This is a genomic window from Halomonas sp. Cn5-12 (assembly GCF_021532545.1).
GTDB classification, from domain to species: domain Bacteria; phylum Pseudomonadota; class Gammaproteobacteria; order Pseudomonadales; family Halomonadaceae; genus Vreelandella; species Vreelandella aquamarina.
Genome location: NZ_JAKGAY010000047.1, coordinates 1 through 17,043, shown reverse-complemented (window position 1 = coordinate 17,043; position 17,043 = coordinate 1). Strand labels below are relative to the sequence as shown.

The following is a 17,043-nucleotide window of genomic DNA, read 5'->3' as shown; positions in this document are numbered from 1 at the left end:
GCTGCTTGCTCAGGCGTGGGATAGAAGCGGTATTGGTAGGCGCGTTCGGCTTTCATGCTTTACACTTTAGACGAAATATTGTAAGGATGCAAAACACAAGGCGTCCTGGCGGACGCCGCGCTATCCATCCTCGCACTAAAAGTACGAGGTTTTCCGCGCTAACTGATAAGGGCTATGGGGTTTGCGGGGATTATCACCTTGCCAACGTTGAGCATGGCCACTTTTACTACAACAGCGCCACCGAGCACCTAGCGCTAGGCACCGATGCGCCGCTGTATCAAGACAACTGCGATAGGGTTTCTGACTAATATCCATGACCTTATGACGATTGATTGGCCAACTGCGTCCACAACGCCTTAAGAAAATGCCTCTCCCACGGTATCCAGCAAACATATGAGTGCTCTAAATTACCATTCGTTCAGCATTGCGGGCGGCATAGCGCTATCAGCGCGTCTATCTTCACATTGAGATCCACCTGCCCAGGCTCAGCCTCGTTTTTACCCAGCACACGCCCCTGCATCAGCCACAAGGCATGTAAGTTAGGCCGCAGCGCGGATTCGTCCCACTCAAAATGCGGCCAATGTGGCTGTTCCCAGACATACATGACCCGATTGCCCCGTCTATTCAGATCATATTATGAGCCGGTTATGGTAGCTATTCGGCTCATGGGCTAGCTAATGAGTTGTTTGGGGTGGGGCAAAGAATACAGATGAGCACAAATTCCACTTCTGCAAGTTGAAAACGTTTTGGCTAAACAACTGATAACCTTATGTCTTGGATGGCTTTCAGAGTTTTGCCATTAGCATCCTTCCAAGCCAAACGCCCGTTGGCGCTACCGCCAACCAAGACGCCTGCGGCTGTTGAAGGAGAGGAAAATCGAAAATCCTGGGTGAATATCAACTTTCCATTTTGCGGTGCTAGTACGCCACGCTCTTGCAGGAGTTGGCGCTGCTCGCGCATGTAGTCATGAATGGAAAGAGTTTCCTCAGCACGTGCCAATGAGCCTTTGAGCACCACAAAACCATCGGCCACTTCTCTACCCGTGCCTTCAGCACCACGTTCGTTGAGATAAAGCGTCAGCGGCGGCTCGACTTGCTCTGAAGATGACGCGGCGGCTTGGCTGCTAGCGGCTTCAAACGCATCAATGCCCAATAGCGGAAAAATCACCAGCATCTCGGCTAAGAACCACTCGGCGTCTGCACGGTCGGCTTCATTGAGCGGAGGCGCGGAGGGGTACGCCGTATTATCCACCGCCCACTGATTGGCCGTCTTCGCCATGTCCAGCAGCCGCGACTCTAGGTAGCGCACGTTGGCCTTATTCAAACCTTCGTTGGTACTGGTAAAGGCGATGGCCCGAGTCCAAAACTCCTTACCCGACACATGCTGCTTGATACGCTCGGCGAGTGCATCGGCTTCGCCTACATACAACTTGGCCGCCCCCTCTTCCGTTTGACCCATGAGCACATAGACGCCCGGCTGGACCATTTCGCTTCTGGCCAGTGCACGCTCAAGCTGTGAGCGGTTAGCCACCACCGCCCTGCCCGTCCAGTTGGACTTTTCGACGATGCGCAGGCCCTCGGGCGTGCCGTCAGCAAGGAAGATGCGGATGGAAGTTGGGCGTGGGTGACTGGATGTCATTAGTCTCTCTCTTGGTCGCGATACAGCGCGAGCTTTTTAGCCAAGCTCACTTTTATACATTTCTGCCCAGCCCAGGTTTTTGCAGTGCATTTTTGAGGCTTTGATAAAACGCCGCTTTGAACGTCGGGTCCTGGGCGTGGAGTTTGTATAACTCCATCTCCTCCTTGCGCCGTTTCAACATCACTTCTTTCATGATTTTATCGAAGGCGATTTCACGCGAGTAGGGGTCCGGGTTATCGCTGAATTTCTGCTCGAAATCCGGATGTGCTCTCACGCTGTCCAAAATATTAAGAAACTTGACGCGCTGCTCATCCGGCGTAGCGCTCCAGCCTTGAAACCAGCGTTCGTTAAAGGTCTTGATGATTTCCTCGAGCGGGTCCTTCTGGCTCTCTTCTTCACGGTACCCACGCGGGTTGGGGTTTTGCGGATCGAGCGTGGCTTCTTCGGCATCCAGTGTAATCGCATGGTTGAGCTTCGTTCTGCCCAATCCGTAGGAGGAAAGGTCGACGGACTCGAGCAGCTCGTCGAGCTCATCCTGGTCAGGATCCTGGATCTTAAGCTTCGGAATGAGGAACTTCATAAACCAGAACAGCTTTTCCCATGCCACGACTTCGAACGGCATGATCGATGCCATTTGACCGTAGATTTTGACGAACTGCTTGGCCTTGATCTTGAAGTCGATTTTGTCCTTATCCTCAAGCCCCAGCTCCGCGTTGAATCGCTCGGCGGCTGTATCCATAAGTGGGCTCAGCTTCTGGGCATCCTCTTGGTTGAAGAAACGCTGGCAGAACTTGTCAACCTCCTCCCACTCGTAAACACCGGTCTCATCGAGTGCATCTTTCAAATCGTGCAGAACGTTAACATCTGTCGCCTGCGACAGAGTCGTCACGGTGAAGAAGGGATCGAACGCCTTTTTGATGTCATCGACTTCGTTGAAAAAATCGAGCACGAACAGGTCTTCGGTCCGCTTACCCAGTTTGGGCGCCGAGCGATTCAAGCGGGATAGCGCCTGAACGGCCAGCACCGACTGCAGCTTTTTATCCACATACATGGCGCAAAGCTTGGGTTGATCAAAGCCGGTCAGATACTTATTGGCCACCACCAGTAACCGAAAGGTGTTCTCGACGCTCTGACCGTTCAGCAGCATCGGCTTGCCTTTATCGTCGTAGCCATCGAAATAGAAGCGCGTCTTCTCCTCGGGGAAACCGTTCATCTCGGCTTCCGTGTACTTGATACCGTCGACCTCCTTGTCGCCCGAAAAGGCAATCAACGCCTTGAACGGATTGCCGCACTTCTCCAGCTCCTTCTGTACCGCGCGATAGTAGCGAATAGCCATCTCGATATTCTGGGTGATGATCATTCCCCGAGCCTTACCGCGCAGCTTCTTCTTGTTGACCACGTTATCGACGAAGTCTTCCACCATGACCTCGGCCTTGATGTCGATGGTTTGCTGGCGGTGTTCGACGAAGGCGCGCAGCTTCTTCTGCGCCTTGGCGGTATCGAACAGCGGGTTGTCCTCAATGGACTTCTGAATCTCGTAATAGCCTTTGTAGGTGGTGTAATTGGCCAGCACATCGAGGATGAAACCCTCCTCGATCGCCTGTTTCATGCTGTAAAGATGAAATGGCTTGTATCCACCCTCTGGCTGCTTTACGCCGAACATTTCCAACGTACTGTTCTTGGGGGTCGCCGTGAAGGCAAAATAAGAAGCGTTGCCCCGCTGCTTGCGTGCCCGTATGGATGTGAGAATCTTGTCCTGGTTGTCCTCCTCGTCCGTTTCCGAACTTCCCCCCATGGCCTTGTTCATGTTGCCTTGAGAGTGGCTAGTTTGGCCGCTGTGGGCTTCGTCGATGATCACGGCAAAACGCTTATCAGAGAGGTCCGCGATGCCATCGATAATGAAGGGAAACTTCTGAATCGTGGTGATGATGATCTTCTTACCGTTCTCCAGCGCCGCTCGGAGATCCGAAGAGCGCATCGCCGGAGCGACGATGTTCTTCACCTCGGAGAAATCCTTGATGTTCTCGCGCAGCTGCTTGTCCAGCAGGCGGCGGTCGGTCACGACGATCACGCTATCGAACAGCGGCGCATCCAGCGCCTTCGCGCCGGGCAGATCGGCCTGCTCGGGATAGCTTTCAATCAGTTGGTAGGCGGCCCAGGTAATCGAATTGGATTTTCCCGATCCGGCGGAGTGCTGAATCAGGTAACTCTGGCCTACCCCATGCGCAGCGGTATGGGCCAGCAGCTTGCGTACCACGTTGAGCTGGTGGTAGCGCGGAAAGATCAGGTTTTTCTTCGCCAGCGGGTCGGTGCTTTTACCTTCCAGCAGCACGAAGTGCTGGATGATACCGGCGAGACTGTCGGGCTTGAACACCTCTTCCCATAGATAAGCGGTGCGGTGGCCATTTGGGTTAGGCGGGTTGCCCGCGCCTTCGTTATGCCCTTTGTTGAACGGCAGAAACCAGGTGGCGTCCCCGGCGAGCTTGGTCGCCATCCAGGCTTCATCGGTATCGGCGGTCATATGGACCAGCACCCGCCCGAACTGCAGCAACGGCTGGGTGGCATCCCGGTCGCGATACTGCTTCTGACCGTGGTAACGCGCCGTCTGTTGCGTCCAGGCGTTTTTCAACTCCAGGGTGACGATGGGCAGGCCGTTGACGAACAGCACCATATCGATGGATTCGTTGGGGTTCGCTAGCGAGTGATGCACCTGGCGCGTCACGCTCCACACGTTAGCGGCAAAGTTGTCGTGCACCGTCTGGGCGGAACTGGCCAGCGGCGCGGGGTACATCAAGATAAGGTGGGCATCCTCGACCGGCAGCCCTTTTTTCAACAGGTGCAACACACCCTTGCGCTTGATCACCTTGTCGTACTGGCCGAGAATGCGCGCCTGCCAATCGGCGGGGTGGCGGGTCTTGAGCTTGTCGAGCGCTTTCGGCTGAGTGGTTTCGAGAAACTCCCAGAACCGAGGGGTATCCAGCGCCAGCGTGGCATCGAAGTCGCTGGCATGGCCAAGGCGGTAAGCACCACTCACACCGTAAGTAGCAGGCTCGGTAATGCCCTGCGCCTGCGCTTCACTCGTGGTGCCGGTCAGGCTGCGTTCGATGGCCTTTTCCAGCGCTTTTTCCGTGGTGTCGCTTACCGCATAACTCATGACTGCCCCTTAACTGACCTTGATTTTGCCCGTGACTGCCGCGTTGATCAGGGTGGTTTTGTATTCTTTAAGCTTAGCTATTTGGTTTTGCTTGATCTTTATGGCATCGTCGATTCTGTCACAGCTATGTTTAATATGATCTGCAATTTCAGCCTGCTCCTGATATGGCGGGACATAAAGATCCACGTCAGCGAAATTTTCAAATGTCAGATCTTGTCCATCGCGGATAAAATTTCCGGTAATCTGAAGCGCATGGATGTAGCGCGGGGTCTTCAGCAAATAGCCAAAGAAATCTGGGTTTACTTCCGGCGCAGGCCTAAGGATGACGTATGATGAGCGAATGCAGCCCGTTGAATAAGCCCTTTCAAGCCCCCCTTGGAAACTTCTCATGCTTATGACGAAATCGTTTAGTTCGACATGTTTTCGCTTATCGAGATTAGTTGAAATTTTAACGACCCTACGCCCTACTAAAGATTCGAACTTTTCCTGTGAGATAACCCCGAAAGACTGCGTAGCCGATAATTGAATATCGTTCTTGCGAGCTAACTCCTTACTTTGTTTAAAAAGGAATTTACTGCGCCAAACCTTCCAATGCGCAGGAATCTCCCCAATCCAGTCGATGCCGCTGTCTTTCATGGGCGCGCCAGGGTTAAGGCCACGGGTGACGGCCTGCTGGATCAGGATCTGGCGACGCTCGCGCAAGAGCTTGATTTGCGCTTCCTTGATCCGCACTGCCTGGTCGATTTTGGCGGATTTGTTATCTAGAAATGCGGCGATTGCGCGTTGCTCGGGGAGCGGGGGGAATGGAATCTCAGCATTAGCTATGAAGTCAGGGTTCGCCCGAGGCATCTTTGCGCCGTAGGTTGATCCATTGATGAGGCTGATAAAGTCAGAAGACCGTAGCGCATATGCCAAGAAATCTCCAAAAGTATCCTTAGCAGACTGGAAAACCAAGAATTCAGATGAGCAAATGCCTGAAAAACCGGGTTTGACAACCTTCGCGAGGTAGGGCCGAAGCTTTCCAAAAAGTATATCGCCAGCCTCAAAAGTAGTTGCTAGCCCCTCGACCTCACTTCCACCTTCGAGAAGGTTTCCAGACCAACTTTGAACGTTTTCCATACCGATATAGGGCAGGTCACATCCCTTGCTAGCAATTTTCTCCGACTTCAGGTTCGAAGCATATTTAACCCGTCGAACTTCCCAATGACTGGGAATAACAGGAAGGTGAGCCACCTGAGTAGTACTGGTGAGTTCGTGCGTTGGATAAGCCGCGATATTCATTCCGCCAGCTCCAGCTTCGTCGCCACTTCGACACCCAGAATATCAGCAATCAGCCCATCGGCCTGCTTTTCCAGTGCCAAAATATCCCGCGTTACCTCTTCCAGACTCCGCAGTGGCTTGTGACGGTAGAAGTACTTGTTGAAGCTGATCTCGTAGCCGATCTTCACGGAGTCGAGGTTGATCCAGGCTTCTTTAACGTGCGGCTTCACCTCGGCTTGGAAATAGCGGTGAATGCTGTCCTTTAGCGGCACGCTTTCCGCATCGCGCAGGTCGGTGGCGCTTTCATAGGTCAGGTAGCTGCCATCGTCCTGACGGTAGTAGCCGAAGTCCGAAAGTGCTTCCTCGGTGCAGCCGTAGCGCTCGGTCAGGCCTCTCACGCCCTCTTTCGAGAGCGAGTAGCGCTTGTCGATCACTTTATGTGCGCGCTCGTCGTACCAGCTCACGGCGTTCAGCAGCGCGGTTTTCTCTCCGGCGGTTAGCTTGATCTTCTGCGCCTTGAGCGTTTTGGTGACGGCCTCGCGGAAGGCGTTGAAGTCATCGGTCTCTTGCATGCCGATCTGCTCCATCAAGGCGGTGGCCGCATCATGCAGATCGCGCAGCTTGAGCCAGTAGCGGGTATCGGTCAGTTTGCCGCGCTGCTTGGCGTTCAGGGTCATGCCCTGCTCTTCGCACCAGGCGGCAATGGCTTTGGCTTCGCCTTTTAAAAAGCCCGGCTCGTAAACTTTGTCGCCGTGGGCTTCCCACAGCCACTCCATCGGCTCCCGCAGGGCTTTATCGAAACGTAGCGGTGCGATGCGCTCGGCGCTGAAACCAGCGCGTCGGCGGTCGGGGCGCTCGATGGTGACCTTGTAGTAACCGAAGTCGTCGTTATCGAACACCTGCACGGCGATGCCCTGCGGGTCGTTGTTGGCGTCGATTTCCCGCTCGATGGGGGCAAAGTCGAGGTAGGCGTTAGTGATCGTTTCTATATGCTCGGGCGCAAATTCGCAGTTCTTGTCGCCCAGGTTCTTGCGCAACTTGCGGTAGAGCAGGTTGGCGTCGATCAGTTGGACACGCCCTTTTCGGGCTTCCGGCTTGGCGTTGGTCAACAGCCAGATATAGGTGGTGATACCGGTGTTGTAAAACAGGTTGTTCGGCAGCTGGATGATGGTATCCAGCATGTCGTTTTCGATGATGTAGCGGCGGATGTTGGATTCGCCGCTACCCGCGTCGCCGGTAAATAGGCTAGAGCCGTTGTGAACGGAGGCGATACGCGAACCAAGCGGGCTGGTGCCCGCAGGCTTCATCTTGCTGACCATCTCCATCAGGAACAGCAGCTGGCCATCCGAGGAGCGCGGAGTAGCGTCTACCGTCTCTTTGTTACCCCAATAATCAGCCAACTCCACCTGAAAGCGCGGATCAATGACATCCTTGCCGTCCTTGATGTACTTGACCTCGCTGCTCCAACTCTTGCCGTAGGGCGGGTTGGAGAGCATGAAGTCAAAGCGTTCGGCGGAAAACTCATCGCTGGAGAGCGTGGAGCCAACGCGGATGTTCTCGGGGTTGTTACCCTTGATCATCATGTCCGATTTACAGATCGCGTAGGTCTCGTCGTTGATCTCCTTGCCGTAGAGATAGACGTCGCCGCTGGCCTTGATCAGGCCTTCTGGATCCTTGATATAGTTCTGCGCTTCGGTCAACATGCCGCCCGACCCGCAGGCCGGATCATAAATCGTCATGAGCGGGGGTAGCTGATTCTTGATTGGGTCGAACATCAGGTGCGTCATGAGGTGAATCACCTCGCGCGGCGTGAAGTGCTCCCCCGCTTCTTCGTTGTTCTCTTCGTTGAACTTGCGAATCAGCTCTTCGAAGACGTAGCCCATGCCCAGGTTGGAAAGCCCCGGTAGGGTGTTGCCTTCGGGGTCTTCCGTATCGTGAGGCGTGAGGTTGATATAGGGCGAGACGAAATTCTCGATGACATCCAGCAGCACCTGTTTGTCGGCCATGTGGCGCATCTGATCGAAAAGCTTGAAACGGCGGATGATCTCCTTGACGTTATCGGAGAAACCATCGAGGTAGTCCTCGATATTCGCCAGCAGAATCTGCTGGTTGTTGGTGGCAGTGCCGTGCAGCTTCTTTAGCGTCCAATGACTGGTGTTGTAAAACACGTAGCCGGAGGCTTCCTTCAAGGGCTCCTCATCCAGCTCTAGCGCGCCTTCGTCTTCTTTCTGGTAGCGAACCTCTTCGAGCACCGCGTCCTTGGTCGGCTCCAGCAGGGTGTCCAGGCGGCGCAACACCACCATGGGCAGGATGACGTCACGATATTTGCCGCGGACGTAAATATCGCGCAGGCAGTCATCGGCAATTTTCCAAATAAAAGAGACAAGGCTGTTATGAGAAACCTGATTCATTGATGAAATGTAACCTTATGATATTTAACGCTAGCCCGATTTTTAGGGTGTATGAACTGCTGTTCGCAAGCCACTAAAAAAACAGGCAGAAACAGAAAGCCCGCTCATCGGCGGGCCAAGGAAATGCGACTGCTCAACAGCTAAGCTAGCAATTCAGCTCTTTAGCTTGGTCGAGAACACGCTTCTGACGAGCGATGGCGTTATGGATGACCTTGTTACGCACGGCTTGTTTCTGCTCAGCGCTCGCATGACGCGCAAAATGCGTTAGCGGGGTAGATTTCGACATTTTATCTTTCATGACTCATCCTCGCCTGATAGTAGGCTTTTCAGCTGTTCATGAGTGTAGCGCTCGGGCAGGAATGGATCAATCGAATCGATATCCTCTTCCCAGTGCTGATTTGTGTGGTCTGTGTCCTTGATGATGAGGTCGAGACAGACCCTTGAGCCGAATTCTCGTTTGACTCGATTCACCACCTCTTGAACACTGAGGAACTGCTCAATGAAGTTTTCGAGCGGAATATTACGGCCCTTAGGTATATGCGAATCATACAACAAGGCCGCTCAATCGTTGAGCGGCCTTGTTGAGTCTAGCTAACCATTACCCTAATTGGACGTAGGATCACTCCCACTCTATTATCAATAAGCCATTTTTGTCTTTTATTTTCAACGGCTTATTATACTGATAATCGGTAACACCATGATAAATACCATGCTCAGAAATTCCTTAAAAATAATTTCATTTTTTACTGACAGCTCCTCTCAACAGGGTCAGAACCAGCCAAACCGGGTAAAAAGCCACCAACCCTGTGGAGACGCCCATCCCCGCTACTGTCAGAAAAAAGGTATAACGCTGACGCTAACCATTTTACCGTATCTCTCCCGACCCAACCTAAAGAGATTTCAGTCCCCCTCGAAGCCTGCCGAAATGCTCAGGGCAAGTGTCGGGAGTTCATTGCGCCCCAATGATACTATCGTGCCCTCGAAAAAACAGCGGGAACAGCCTTAAATGCGCGAACAATTGGAGCGATATCAAGTCTGGCTTTATCTCCTAGTCATCCTGGCCGGCATGACCATCGGCTGGATGTCACCAGAGCAGACCCGTCATTGGGAAGCGCTGCTTTGGCCCGCACTGGGCGTTCTCCTGTACACCACTTTCACTCAGGTACCACTGATACATCTCAGGTCGGCATTTCGTGATCGCCGCTTTCTGGCCGCTTTGCTGACGGGCAATTTTATCCTGATACCGGTGGTCGTTGGTCTTCTGTTGTGGCTGTTACCGGATGATCCCGCTATTCGTCTCGGCGTACTGCTGGTACTGCTGGTGCCCTGTACGGACTGGTTTATCAGTTTTACCCATCTCGGTGGTGGGGACGGTGCCAGGGCCATAGCGGCCGCGCCGATCCTTCTGCTGGTCCAGCTCATTTTGCTACCCATTTATATCTGGCTCTTCATGGGCAATATCGCCATTGAACTGGCGGTTGGCAGCCACTTGCTGCCGGCATTCTTCGGATTGATTGTCACCCCGCTGATCCTGGCCTGGATTACCGAACGGTTGACGGAAAAGCACCCGCGCGCGCAAACACTGGTGGACTGGCTTGGGTGGCTGCCCGTGCCGTTGCTGGCATTGGTGGTGTTTCTAATTGCCGGTTCCCAGGTCAGCCTGGTGATCGACAATGGCGCCCTGCTGTGGTCGGCGCTTGTGGTTTTTGTACTTTATCTGGTTGCCGCCGCTACCATCGGCAAGGGGCTCAGTGAGCTATTCGGGTTCACGCCCACTATCGGCCGCACCCTCACCTTCAGCTTTGGTACCCGCAACTCCTTCGTCATGCTGCCGCTGGCGCTGTCACTGCCGGAGCCCTGGCGTGCCGCCATCGTTGTCATCGTCTTCCAATCCCTGGTCGAGTTGTTTGGCATGGTGGCGTATCTGCGTTGGCTGCCGCGCCTGATCAGGAATGCCGACTGAGCCGGGAACGCAGCCTTACCCGGCGCAACAGGACAATTGAGTCACGTCCTTGGTAAAAGTCTGGGCGCAGAGCTTGAGCCCTTCCACCATGGTCAGGTAGGGAAACAGCTCTTCAGCCAATTCCTGCACGGTCATATTGGCCCGCATCGCCATGACCGCCGGCATGGCGCGAAGATCGAGCATAGCGTCGCCGCCGGCCATATTGATCCCGGCCCGGCTGCCCCCGGCGGCAGCCACATAGACGAACTGCGGTTGGTCGGTGCAATCGCCCGCCACTCAGGGCAGCGCACTACGGACACACGTAACGCCATGGGAGTCCAGTCCTTTCTATGTGGTTGCCTTTCTGCTAGGCTCACGATCAAATTCCGGGACCACTTGCATGATTAAACGCTGTTTCATAGTCGCAATGACGCTGTTGATTGCTTTGCAGTCAGTGGCGTCTATTGCCTATGAAACACAACCGCACAACCCCGCAATGCCACATTATGATGCGCATTCACACGAATCAGCGGATTTTTCCAGCGAAAATCAGGCAACCAAGTCGTCTCCCGGCAGCCCCAGTCATTCAGCGGACCATGGCCATCACAGCCACAGCTGCTTTCACATGGTATTGCTGGGAACCCTCACCAACATTTCCGGCTTGACTGCGGGAATAGTACTGTCCGACTACCAAGCCAACTTCACCACCGGGGTTCAATCCTCCCTTTTCCGCCCTCCCATTTCCTGACCCTGCGAATATCTTCCCCACCCGGGGAATAACCGTCATTTAGAATTTCGTAGGAGCAGTCTCATGCTTTTCAGAATGCCCATAACTGGGCGGCGCGCAATGCCATGCCATTTTATTATTCATGCCTTTTGCCTTCTAACGCTGGCATTCGGTTCTGCCCTGGCACATGCCGGTGACAAACCACTCACTCTGTCCGAGGCACTCTCGCGGGCCATGGCGCAAAACCCCGGCCTCCAGGTCTTCGATTTTCGCCTTCAGGGTCTTGAGGGTCGCCGCGTTACGGCAGGTCAAAATCCTGCCCTGGAGGCCGATCTGGAAGTGGAAAACTTCCTCGGCAGCGACAATCTGCGAGGGGTCGACGGGGCGGAGTACACCCTGTCCTTGTCATCGGTCCTCGAACTTGGCGGCAAGCGTCAGGCCCGCGTCAGCGTAGTTGACTCACAATACGGGCGGGTCGAGGCCGAGCGCCGGGCCGAGACCCTGGATCTCTTGGGACAGGCGACCCAGCGCTTTGTCGCCACACTGGCCCTGCAGGAAAAACTCCAACTGGCCGCTGAAGCTGTGGCGCTGGCCGAGGCCACCCACGAGATCGTCACCCGTCGCGCCGACAGGGGCGCGGCGCCCCAGGCCGAAGTCCTGCGCGCCAGGGCCGCGCTCACCCAGAGTCGTATTGAGCAGTCCCGTCTTCGAGCCGCCTACGAGAGCCGGAAAATGGCTCTGGCTTCCCTGTGGGGCGATACCAGCCCGGACTTTCAAATGCTGGAAGGCGATCTGTTCCAGTTCGGTTCATCCGACAACTTCGATGCCCTGTACCAGCGGGTCAGCGACAGCCCAGCCATTCAAATCTACGCGAGCGAACAGCGTATCCGCGAAGCGGAGATTCAGCTGGCGCGCAGCCAGTCCGAAAGCGACATCCGTTGGCAGGTGGGCGTCCGGCGTTTCGAGGAGACGGATGATACCGCCTTGACCGCAGGGCTCTCGGTACCGCTCTTTTCCGGACGGCGCAATCGCGGCGAGGTGCAGGCCGCCCTGGCGGCGCGGGATGAGGTCCGATTCCGCCGGGAGGATACCCTGCTGCGCCTCCATTCGCGCCTGTTCGACGCCTACCACTTGCGGCAACAAAGTATCGAGACTGTTGAGCAGATTCGCAGCCAAATGCTTCCCGACCTGACCGAGGCACTCACTCAGACCCGCGAAGCCTATGAAAACGGCCGCTACAGCTATGTGGAGTGGACCGCCGCACAGCGGGAGCTGCTCTCAGCACGGGAGGCACTGGTCGACGCCGCCACCACGGCGCTGCTCAACCAGGCGTTGATCGAACAACTTACGGCGCAGCCACTCGCGACTGTTCCGGGCGCCCCGACGCGCTAACCCACAAATTCAGGATTCACACCATGCAACTGATAAAACAACTCTGTCTGATTCTGGTGGCCACCTGCCTTGCCATCAGCCCCTTACAAGCTGCCGAGGAACAACACGACGAATCGCAGGCAGAGGCCAGGGGGCCTCACGGCGGCATACTGCTGCAACAGAACGACGCCACCGTCGAACTGCAGATCTTCGAGCAGGGGGTCCCACCGGAATACCGGGCCTGGGTCACCAGGGATGGCCGCGCCGTTACTGATGATATTGACCTCAATGTCCAGCTCACCCGCCTGGGTGGGCAAGTGGACACCTTCGACTTCGCCTACCAGGGGGACTACTGGCTGGGGGATGGCGTGGTGACCGAACCCCACTCCTTCGACGTAGAAGTGAGCCTCGCCATGGACGGCAAGAACTACCGCTGGCACTGGGAATCCCACGAAGGTCGCACCCGGATCGCCCCGGCTATCGCCCGAAAAGCGGGTATCACAACGGCCGCAGCCGGGCCGAGTGCCATCGAGCGCAGCCTCACCACCTACGGCAGCCTGACCACGGCACCGCAGCAGATTGCCCGGATCCGCGCCCGTTTCCCGGGCGTGGTCAGCCAGGTGAAGGTCAATCTGGGCGATCGGGTCAAGCGTGGTGACGTGCTCGCTCAAGTCGAGTCCAACGAAAGCCTGCAAACCTACGCACTGCGAGCGCCCATCGACGGGATCGTCATTGAGCGTCGGATCAGCAACGGAGAAATGACCGGGGAGCAACCCCTATTCGCCATTGCCGATTTGACCACTCTGTGGGCGGAATTCAAGGTCTTCCCCGGCCAACGGGCCGAGGTTGCCATTGGCCAGAAAGTCCGACTGAAGGCTGACGGCATTGACCGGGAAGGCACCATCCGCCACCTGCTGCCGGCACCCGGCAACGCGCCCTACACCCTGGCCCGGGTCGAAGTCGACAATGCCGAGGGACTGCTGACCCCCGGTTTGCTGGTGGCCGGGGATATCGTGGTGGAAACGGTGGAGGCCCCCTTGGTGGTTGACAACCGCGCCCTGCAATCCTTCCGGGACTGGACCGTGGTGTTTATTCAGGTGGATGACACCTACGAGATCCGCCCACTGGAGCTGGGCCGCAGCGACGGCAACCTGACTGAGGTGCTGGGCGGCCTGCAAGCAGGCGATCGCTATGTGGTGGAAAACAGTTATTTGATCAAGGCCGATATCGAAAAATCCGGCGCATCCCACGACCACTAACCCAGGAGGCTTTGATGATAAACGCCATCTTACGCTTCTCGGTAGAGCGGCGGTTTTTAACGTTATCCCTTATTCTGGTGCTGGTCGGCGTGGGCGTGTGGAGTTTTCAGCGCCTGCCCATCGACGCGGTGCCGGATATCACCAATGTCCAGGTACAGATCAACACCGAGGCACCGGGCTATTCGCCCCTGGAGGCAGAGCAACGCATCACCTTCCCGGTGGAAACGGCCTTGTACGGCCTGCCCAACCTGTCCTATACCCGGTCCCTGTCCCGCTACGGCCTGTCCCAGGTCACGGTGGTGTTCGAGGAAGGCACGGACATCTATTTCGCCCGCAACCTGATCAATGAGCGCTTGGGCGCCATCAAGAGCGCGCTGCCACCCGGGCTGGAGCCGGAGATGGGTCCCATCGCCACCGGTCTTGGCGAGATCTTCATGTACACCGTAGAAGCCCTGCCCGGTGCCACTCAAGCGGATGGCAGTCCGCTGGACGCTACGGCACTGCGGGAGATCCAGGACTGGATCATCAAACCCCAGTTGGCCCAGGTGCCCGGCGTGATCGAGGTCAACACCATTGGCGGCTACGACAAGCAGTACCACGTCACGCCGTCGCCCCAACGGTTGCTGGAGTTCGGCATCACGGTGGATGAACTGGTCAGCACCCTGCGGGCCAATAACACCAATCGCGGCGCCGGCTATATCGAACGCAACGGCCAACAGCTGTTGGTGCGCTCGCCCGGGCAGCTGGCCACCATTGGCGATATTGAACAGGTGGTGATTGCCAACCGGGATGGTGTGCCAGTCCGGGTAGCCGATGTAGCTGAAGTGGCCATTGGCAAGGAGCTGCGCACCGGCGCCGCCACCCGCGACGGCAAGGAAACGGTGATGGGCACCGCCATGATGCTGGTGGGGGAAAATTCCCGGGCGGTAGCACAGGCGGTGGCCGAAAAGCTGGAGGCCATTCAGCCCTCCCTGCCCGACGGCGTCAAGGTGGAGGCGGTATACGACCGCACAGCCCTGGTGGACAAGGCGATTGCCACGGTGGAGAAGAACCTGCTTGAAGGGGCACTGCTGGTGATCGTGGTGCTGTTTCTGTTGCTGGGCAACCTGCGCGCCGCCTTGATCACGGCAGCTGTCATTCCGCTTTCGATGCTCGCCACCATCACCGGTATGGTGCGGTCTGGCGTATCCGCCAATTTGATGAGTCTGGGGGCGCTGGATTTCGGCCTGATCGTCGACGGCGCGGTCATCATCGTCGAGAACTGTATCCGGCGCCTGTCCCAGGCCCAGCACCAGGGTCAGTTGGCCCTCAAGGAACGTCTGCAATTGGTGTTCGAGGCCACCAACGAAGTGATTCGTCCCAGCCTGTTTGGTGTCGCCATCATTACTGTGGTGTACCTGCCGATCTTTGCTCTCACCGGGGTCGAGGGCAAGATGTTCCACCCCATGGCGGCCACTGTCGTAATGGCACTGCTGGCGGCCATGGTGCTGTCACTGACCGTGGTGCCCGCCGCTGTTGCGGTCTTTATGGGGGGCAAGATCAGCGAAAAGGAAAGCCCGGTAATCAGCGGTGCTAAATCGCTCTACAGGCCTGCGCTGCGGGTGGCTATGAGGTTCCGCTGGCTGGTGTTGGGCGGCGCGACCACGCTGGTAGCGGTCTGTCTCTGGCTGGCGACCACCCTGGGGTCGGAATTTATTCCACAACTGGATGAAGGGGATATTGCACTCCATGCCCTGCGCATCCCGGGCACCGGGTTGGAGCAGTCCATCGAGATGCAATCGCAGCTGGAAGAACGGCTGAAGGCCTTTGGGGAGGTGGACAAGGTGTTCGCCAAGATCGGCACGCCGGAAGTGGCCACCGACCCCATGCCCCCCAGCGTAGCGGACAACTTTGTTATCTTGAAGCCCCGCAGCCAATGGCCGAACCCAGACAAAACCAAGGATGAACTGGTGGCGGAAATGGCAGCAGCGGTGGAAATGCTTCCCGGCAACAAGTATGAGTTCACCCAGCCCATAGAAATGCGCTTCAACGAACTGATCTCCGGCGTGCGCGCCGACCTCGGCATCAAGGTGTTCGGCGATGACCTGGATCAGCTGCTGGCATCGGCCAACGACGTCCTTGAGGTTGTGGAATCCATGGAGGGCGCCGCCGATGCCCGGGTCGAACAGGTGACCGGCCTGCCCATGCTGTCGGTACACCCCAAGCGCATGGCGCTATCCCGCTACGGGCTGACCGTGGATGATCTCCAGGATCTGGTGGCAGCCGGTGTCGGGGGCGAAAACGCCGGCCTGATTTACGAAGGCGACCGCCGCTTCCAGTTGGTGGTGCGTCTGCCCGAAGACATCCGCCGGGATGTGGACAGCCTCGCGGACCTACCTGTCCCCCTGCCGGACGGTGGCTATGTGCCCCTGTCGGAAGTGGCCGAGCTGGAGCTGGCTCCGGCGCCCAACCAGATCAGCCGGGAAAACGGCAAGCGTCGGGTGGTGGTCACCGCCAACGTGCGGGACCGCGACCTGGGCGGATTTGTCGAGGAAGCACAGGCGCGCATTGCGGACGACGTGGACCTACCCGCCGGATACTGGCTGGATTACGGCGGGACCTTCGAGCAACTGCAGTCCGCCAGTCAGCGGCTTGCCATCGTGGTGCCCGTGACCCTCGCCATCATCCTCGCACTCTTGGTGATGGCCTTCGGCTCCCTCAAAGATGCCTTGATCATCTTCACCGGCGTGCCACTGGCCCTCACCGGCGGGGTTCTGTCCCTGTGGCTGCGAGACATGCCCCTGTCGATCTCGGCGGGTGTTGGCTTTATCGCCCTCTCCGGGGTGGCGGTGTTAAACGGCTTGGTGATGATCGCCTTTATCCGCGATCTGTGGCACGAGCAGGGTGACCTGATGAAGGCCATTGTCGAAGGCGCCCTGATCCGCTTACGGCCGGTATTGATGACCGCCCTGGTAGCAAGCCTCGGCTTTGTACCCATGGCACTCAATACCGGCACCGGTGCCGAAGTACAGCGTCCTCTGGCGACCGTGGTGATCGGCGGGATTATCTCGTCCACCCTGTTGACGTTGTTTGTACTCCCTGTGCTCTATGCGCTGTTGCATGGCAGAAGTGCCAGTAACTCCACGCCCACAGGCGACATTAATCACGACACTGATACCTGAATCCGTGAAGCCGGCGCCGACACTTTCCCTATCACCGCCAGCGAGCACTTTTTGATCATTCGCCCCGTGCAAGTTGGCTTTCGCAAGCCCGTTATTGCCAAAACCCACCGTGCTGATCGG

The 17,043-nt window shown here is 56.8% G+C and carries 13 protein-coding genes; 5 read left to right on the top strand and 8 right to left on the bottom strand.

What is annotated here, in order from left to right; genetic code table 11:
- The 7 genes from L1249_RS17740 to L1249_RS16355 form a co-directional block, all read right to left on the bottom strand.
- The coding region (locus tag L1249_RS17740) for a helix-turn-helix domain-containing protein (RefSeq protein ID WP_442908452.1) at positions 1–56 on the bottom strand (56 nt) is incomplete at its 3' end.
- A gap of 362 nt (positions 57–418) precedes the next feature.
- Positions 419–604, bottom strand: coding sequence for a DUF4172 domain-containing protein (locus tag L1249_RS16380; protein WP_213262664.1), 186 nt, complete (start codon positions 602–604; stop codon positions 419–421).
- A 146-nt stretch (positions 605–750) separates the two neighbouring features.
- Positions 751–1,638: a GIY-YIG nuclease family protein gene (locus L1249_RS16375; protein WP_213262665.1), complete on the bottom strand. Its 888-nt coding sequence runs from the start codon at positions 1,636–1,638 to the stop codon at positions 751–753.
- A 52-nt stretch (positions 1,639–1,690) separates the two neighbouring features.
- Entirely contained in the window at positions 1,691–4,792 is a 3,102-nt protein-coding gene (locus L1249_RS16370) for a type I restriction endonuclease subunit R (protein ID WP_213262666.1), read from the bottom strand.
- A 9-nt stretch (positions 4,793–4,801) separates the two neighbouring features.
- Positions 4,802–6,073, bottom strand: a complete 1,272-nt coding sequence (locus tag L1249_RS16365) for a restriction endonuclease subunit S (RefSeq protein WP_213262667.1) — start codon at positions 6,071–6,073, stop codon at positions 4,802–4,804.
- Complete coding sequence (locus tag L1249_RS16360; protein WP_213262668.1) at positions 6,070–8,463, bottom strand: type I restriction-modification system subunit M; 2,394 nt, start codon at positions 8,461–8,463, stop codon at positions 6,070–6,072. The genes L1249_RS16365 and L1249_RS16360 overlap by 4 nt, the downstream gene beginning before the upstream one ends.
- 145 nt (positions 8,464–8,608) lie before the next feature.
- Positions 8,609–8,761, bottom strand: coding sequence for a hypothetical protein (locus L1249_RS16355; protein WP_168444433.1), 153 nt, complete (start codon positions 8,759–8,761; stop codon positions 8,609–8,611).
- Positions 8,762–9,469: 708 nt separating this feature from the next.
- Between L1249_RS16355 and L1249_RS16350 the strand changes: the two genes are divergently transcribed.
- Positions 9,470–10,426 (top strand): arsenic resistance protein, encoded by a 957-nt coding sequence (locus L1249_RS16350; protein WP_042924031.1) that lies wholly within the window; start codon positions 9,470–9,472, stop codon positions 10,424–10,426.
- Between the two features lie 15 nt (positions 10,427–10,441).
- Here the strand turns inward: L1249_RS16350 and L1249_RS17615 are convergent, their stop codons facing one another.
- On the bottom strand, positions 10,442–10,702 hold the full coding sequence (locus tag L1249_RS17615) for a hypothetical protein (protein WP_062372400.1): 261 nt from the start codon (positions 10,700–10,702) through the stop codon (positions 10,442–10,444).
- Positions 10,703–10,805: 103 nt separating this feature from the next.
- On the opposite strand from L1249_RS17615, the gene L1249_RS16340 reads away from it, so the two are divergent.
- The 4 genes from L1249_RS16340 (at position 10,806) to L1249_RS16325 (ending at position 16,923) form a co-directional block, all read left to right on the top strand.
- Positions 10,806–11,153, top strand: a complete 348-nt coding sequence (locus L1249_RS16340; RefSeq protein WP_152621782.1) for a hypothetical protein — start codon at positions 10,806–10,808, stop codon at positions 11,151–11,153.
- Between the two features lie 63 nt (positions 11,154–11,216).
- Positions 11,217–12,524 (top strand): TolC family protein, encoded by a 1,308-nt coding sequence (locus L1249_RS16335; protein WP_058578692.1) that lies wholly within the window; start codon positions 11,217–11,219, stop codon positions 12,522–12,524.
- A gap of 23 nt (positions 12,525–12,547) precedes the next feature.
- Positions 12,548–13,762, top strand: coding sequence for an efflux RND transporter periplasmic adaptor subunit (locus L1249_RS16330; protein ID WP_235253745.1), 1,215 nt, complete (start codon positions 12,548–12,550; stop codon positions 13,760–13,762).
- A 14-nt stretch (positions 13,763–13,776) separates the two neighbouring features.
- Positions 13,777–16,923, top strand: a complete 3,147-nt coding sequence (locus tag L1249_RS16325; protein ID WP_235253744.1) for an efflux RND transporter permease subunit — start codon at positions 13,777–13,779, stop codon at positions 16,921–16,923.
- Positions 16,924–17,043: the final 120 nt, after the last annotated feature.

Excerpts from the sequence above, each read along its gene's own strand:
- L1249_RS16380 (WP_213262664.1), bottom strand. The coding sequence starts at position 604 with ATGTATGTCTGGGAACAGCCACATTGGCCGCATTTTGAGTGGGACGAA.
- L1249_RS16375 (WP_213262665.1), bottom strand. The coding sequence starts at position 1,638 with ATGACATCCAGTCACCCACGCCCAACTTCCATCCGCATCTTCCTTGCT.
- L1249_RS16370 (WP_213262666.1), bottom strand. The coding sequence starts at position 4,792 with ATGAGTTATGCGGTAAGCGACACCACGGAAAAAGCGCTGGAAAAGGCC.
- L1249_RS16365 (WP_213262667.1), bottom strand. The coding sequence starts at position 6,073 with ATGAATATCGCGGCTTATCCAACGCACGAACTCACCAGTACTACTCAG.
- L1249_RS16360 (WP_213262668.1), bottom strand. The coding sequence starts at position 8,463 with ATGAATCAGGTTTCTCATAACAGCCTTGTCTCTTTTATTTGGAAAATT.
- L1249_RS16355 (WP_168444433.1), bottom strand. The coding sequence starts at position 8,761 with ATGAAAGATAAAATGTCGAAATCTACCCCGCTAACGCATTTTGCGCGT.
- L1249_RS16350 (WP_042924031.1), top strand. The coding sequence starts at position 9,470 with ATGCGCGAACAATTGGAGCGATATCAAGTCTGGCTTTATCTCCTAGTC.
- L1249_RS16340 (WP_152621782.1), top strand. The coding sequence starts at position 10,806 with ATGATTAAACGCTGTTTCATAGTCGCAATGACGCTGTTGATTGCTTTG.
- L1249_RS16335 (WP_058578692.1), top strand. The coding sequence starts at position 11,217 with ATGCTTTTCAGAATGCCCATAACTGGGCGGCGCGCAATGCCATGCCAT.
- L1249_RS16330 (WP_235253745.1), top strand. The coding sequence starts at position 12,548 with ATGCAACTGATAAAACAACTCTGTCTGATTCTGGTGGCCACCTGCCTT.
- L1249_RS16325 (WP_235253744.1), top strand. The coding sequence starts at position 13,777 with ATGATAAACGCCATCTTACGCTTCTCGGTAGAGCGGCGGTTTTTAACG.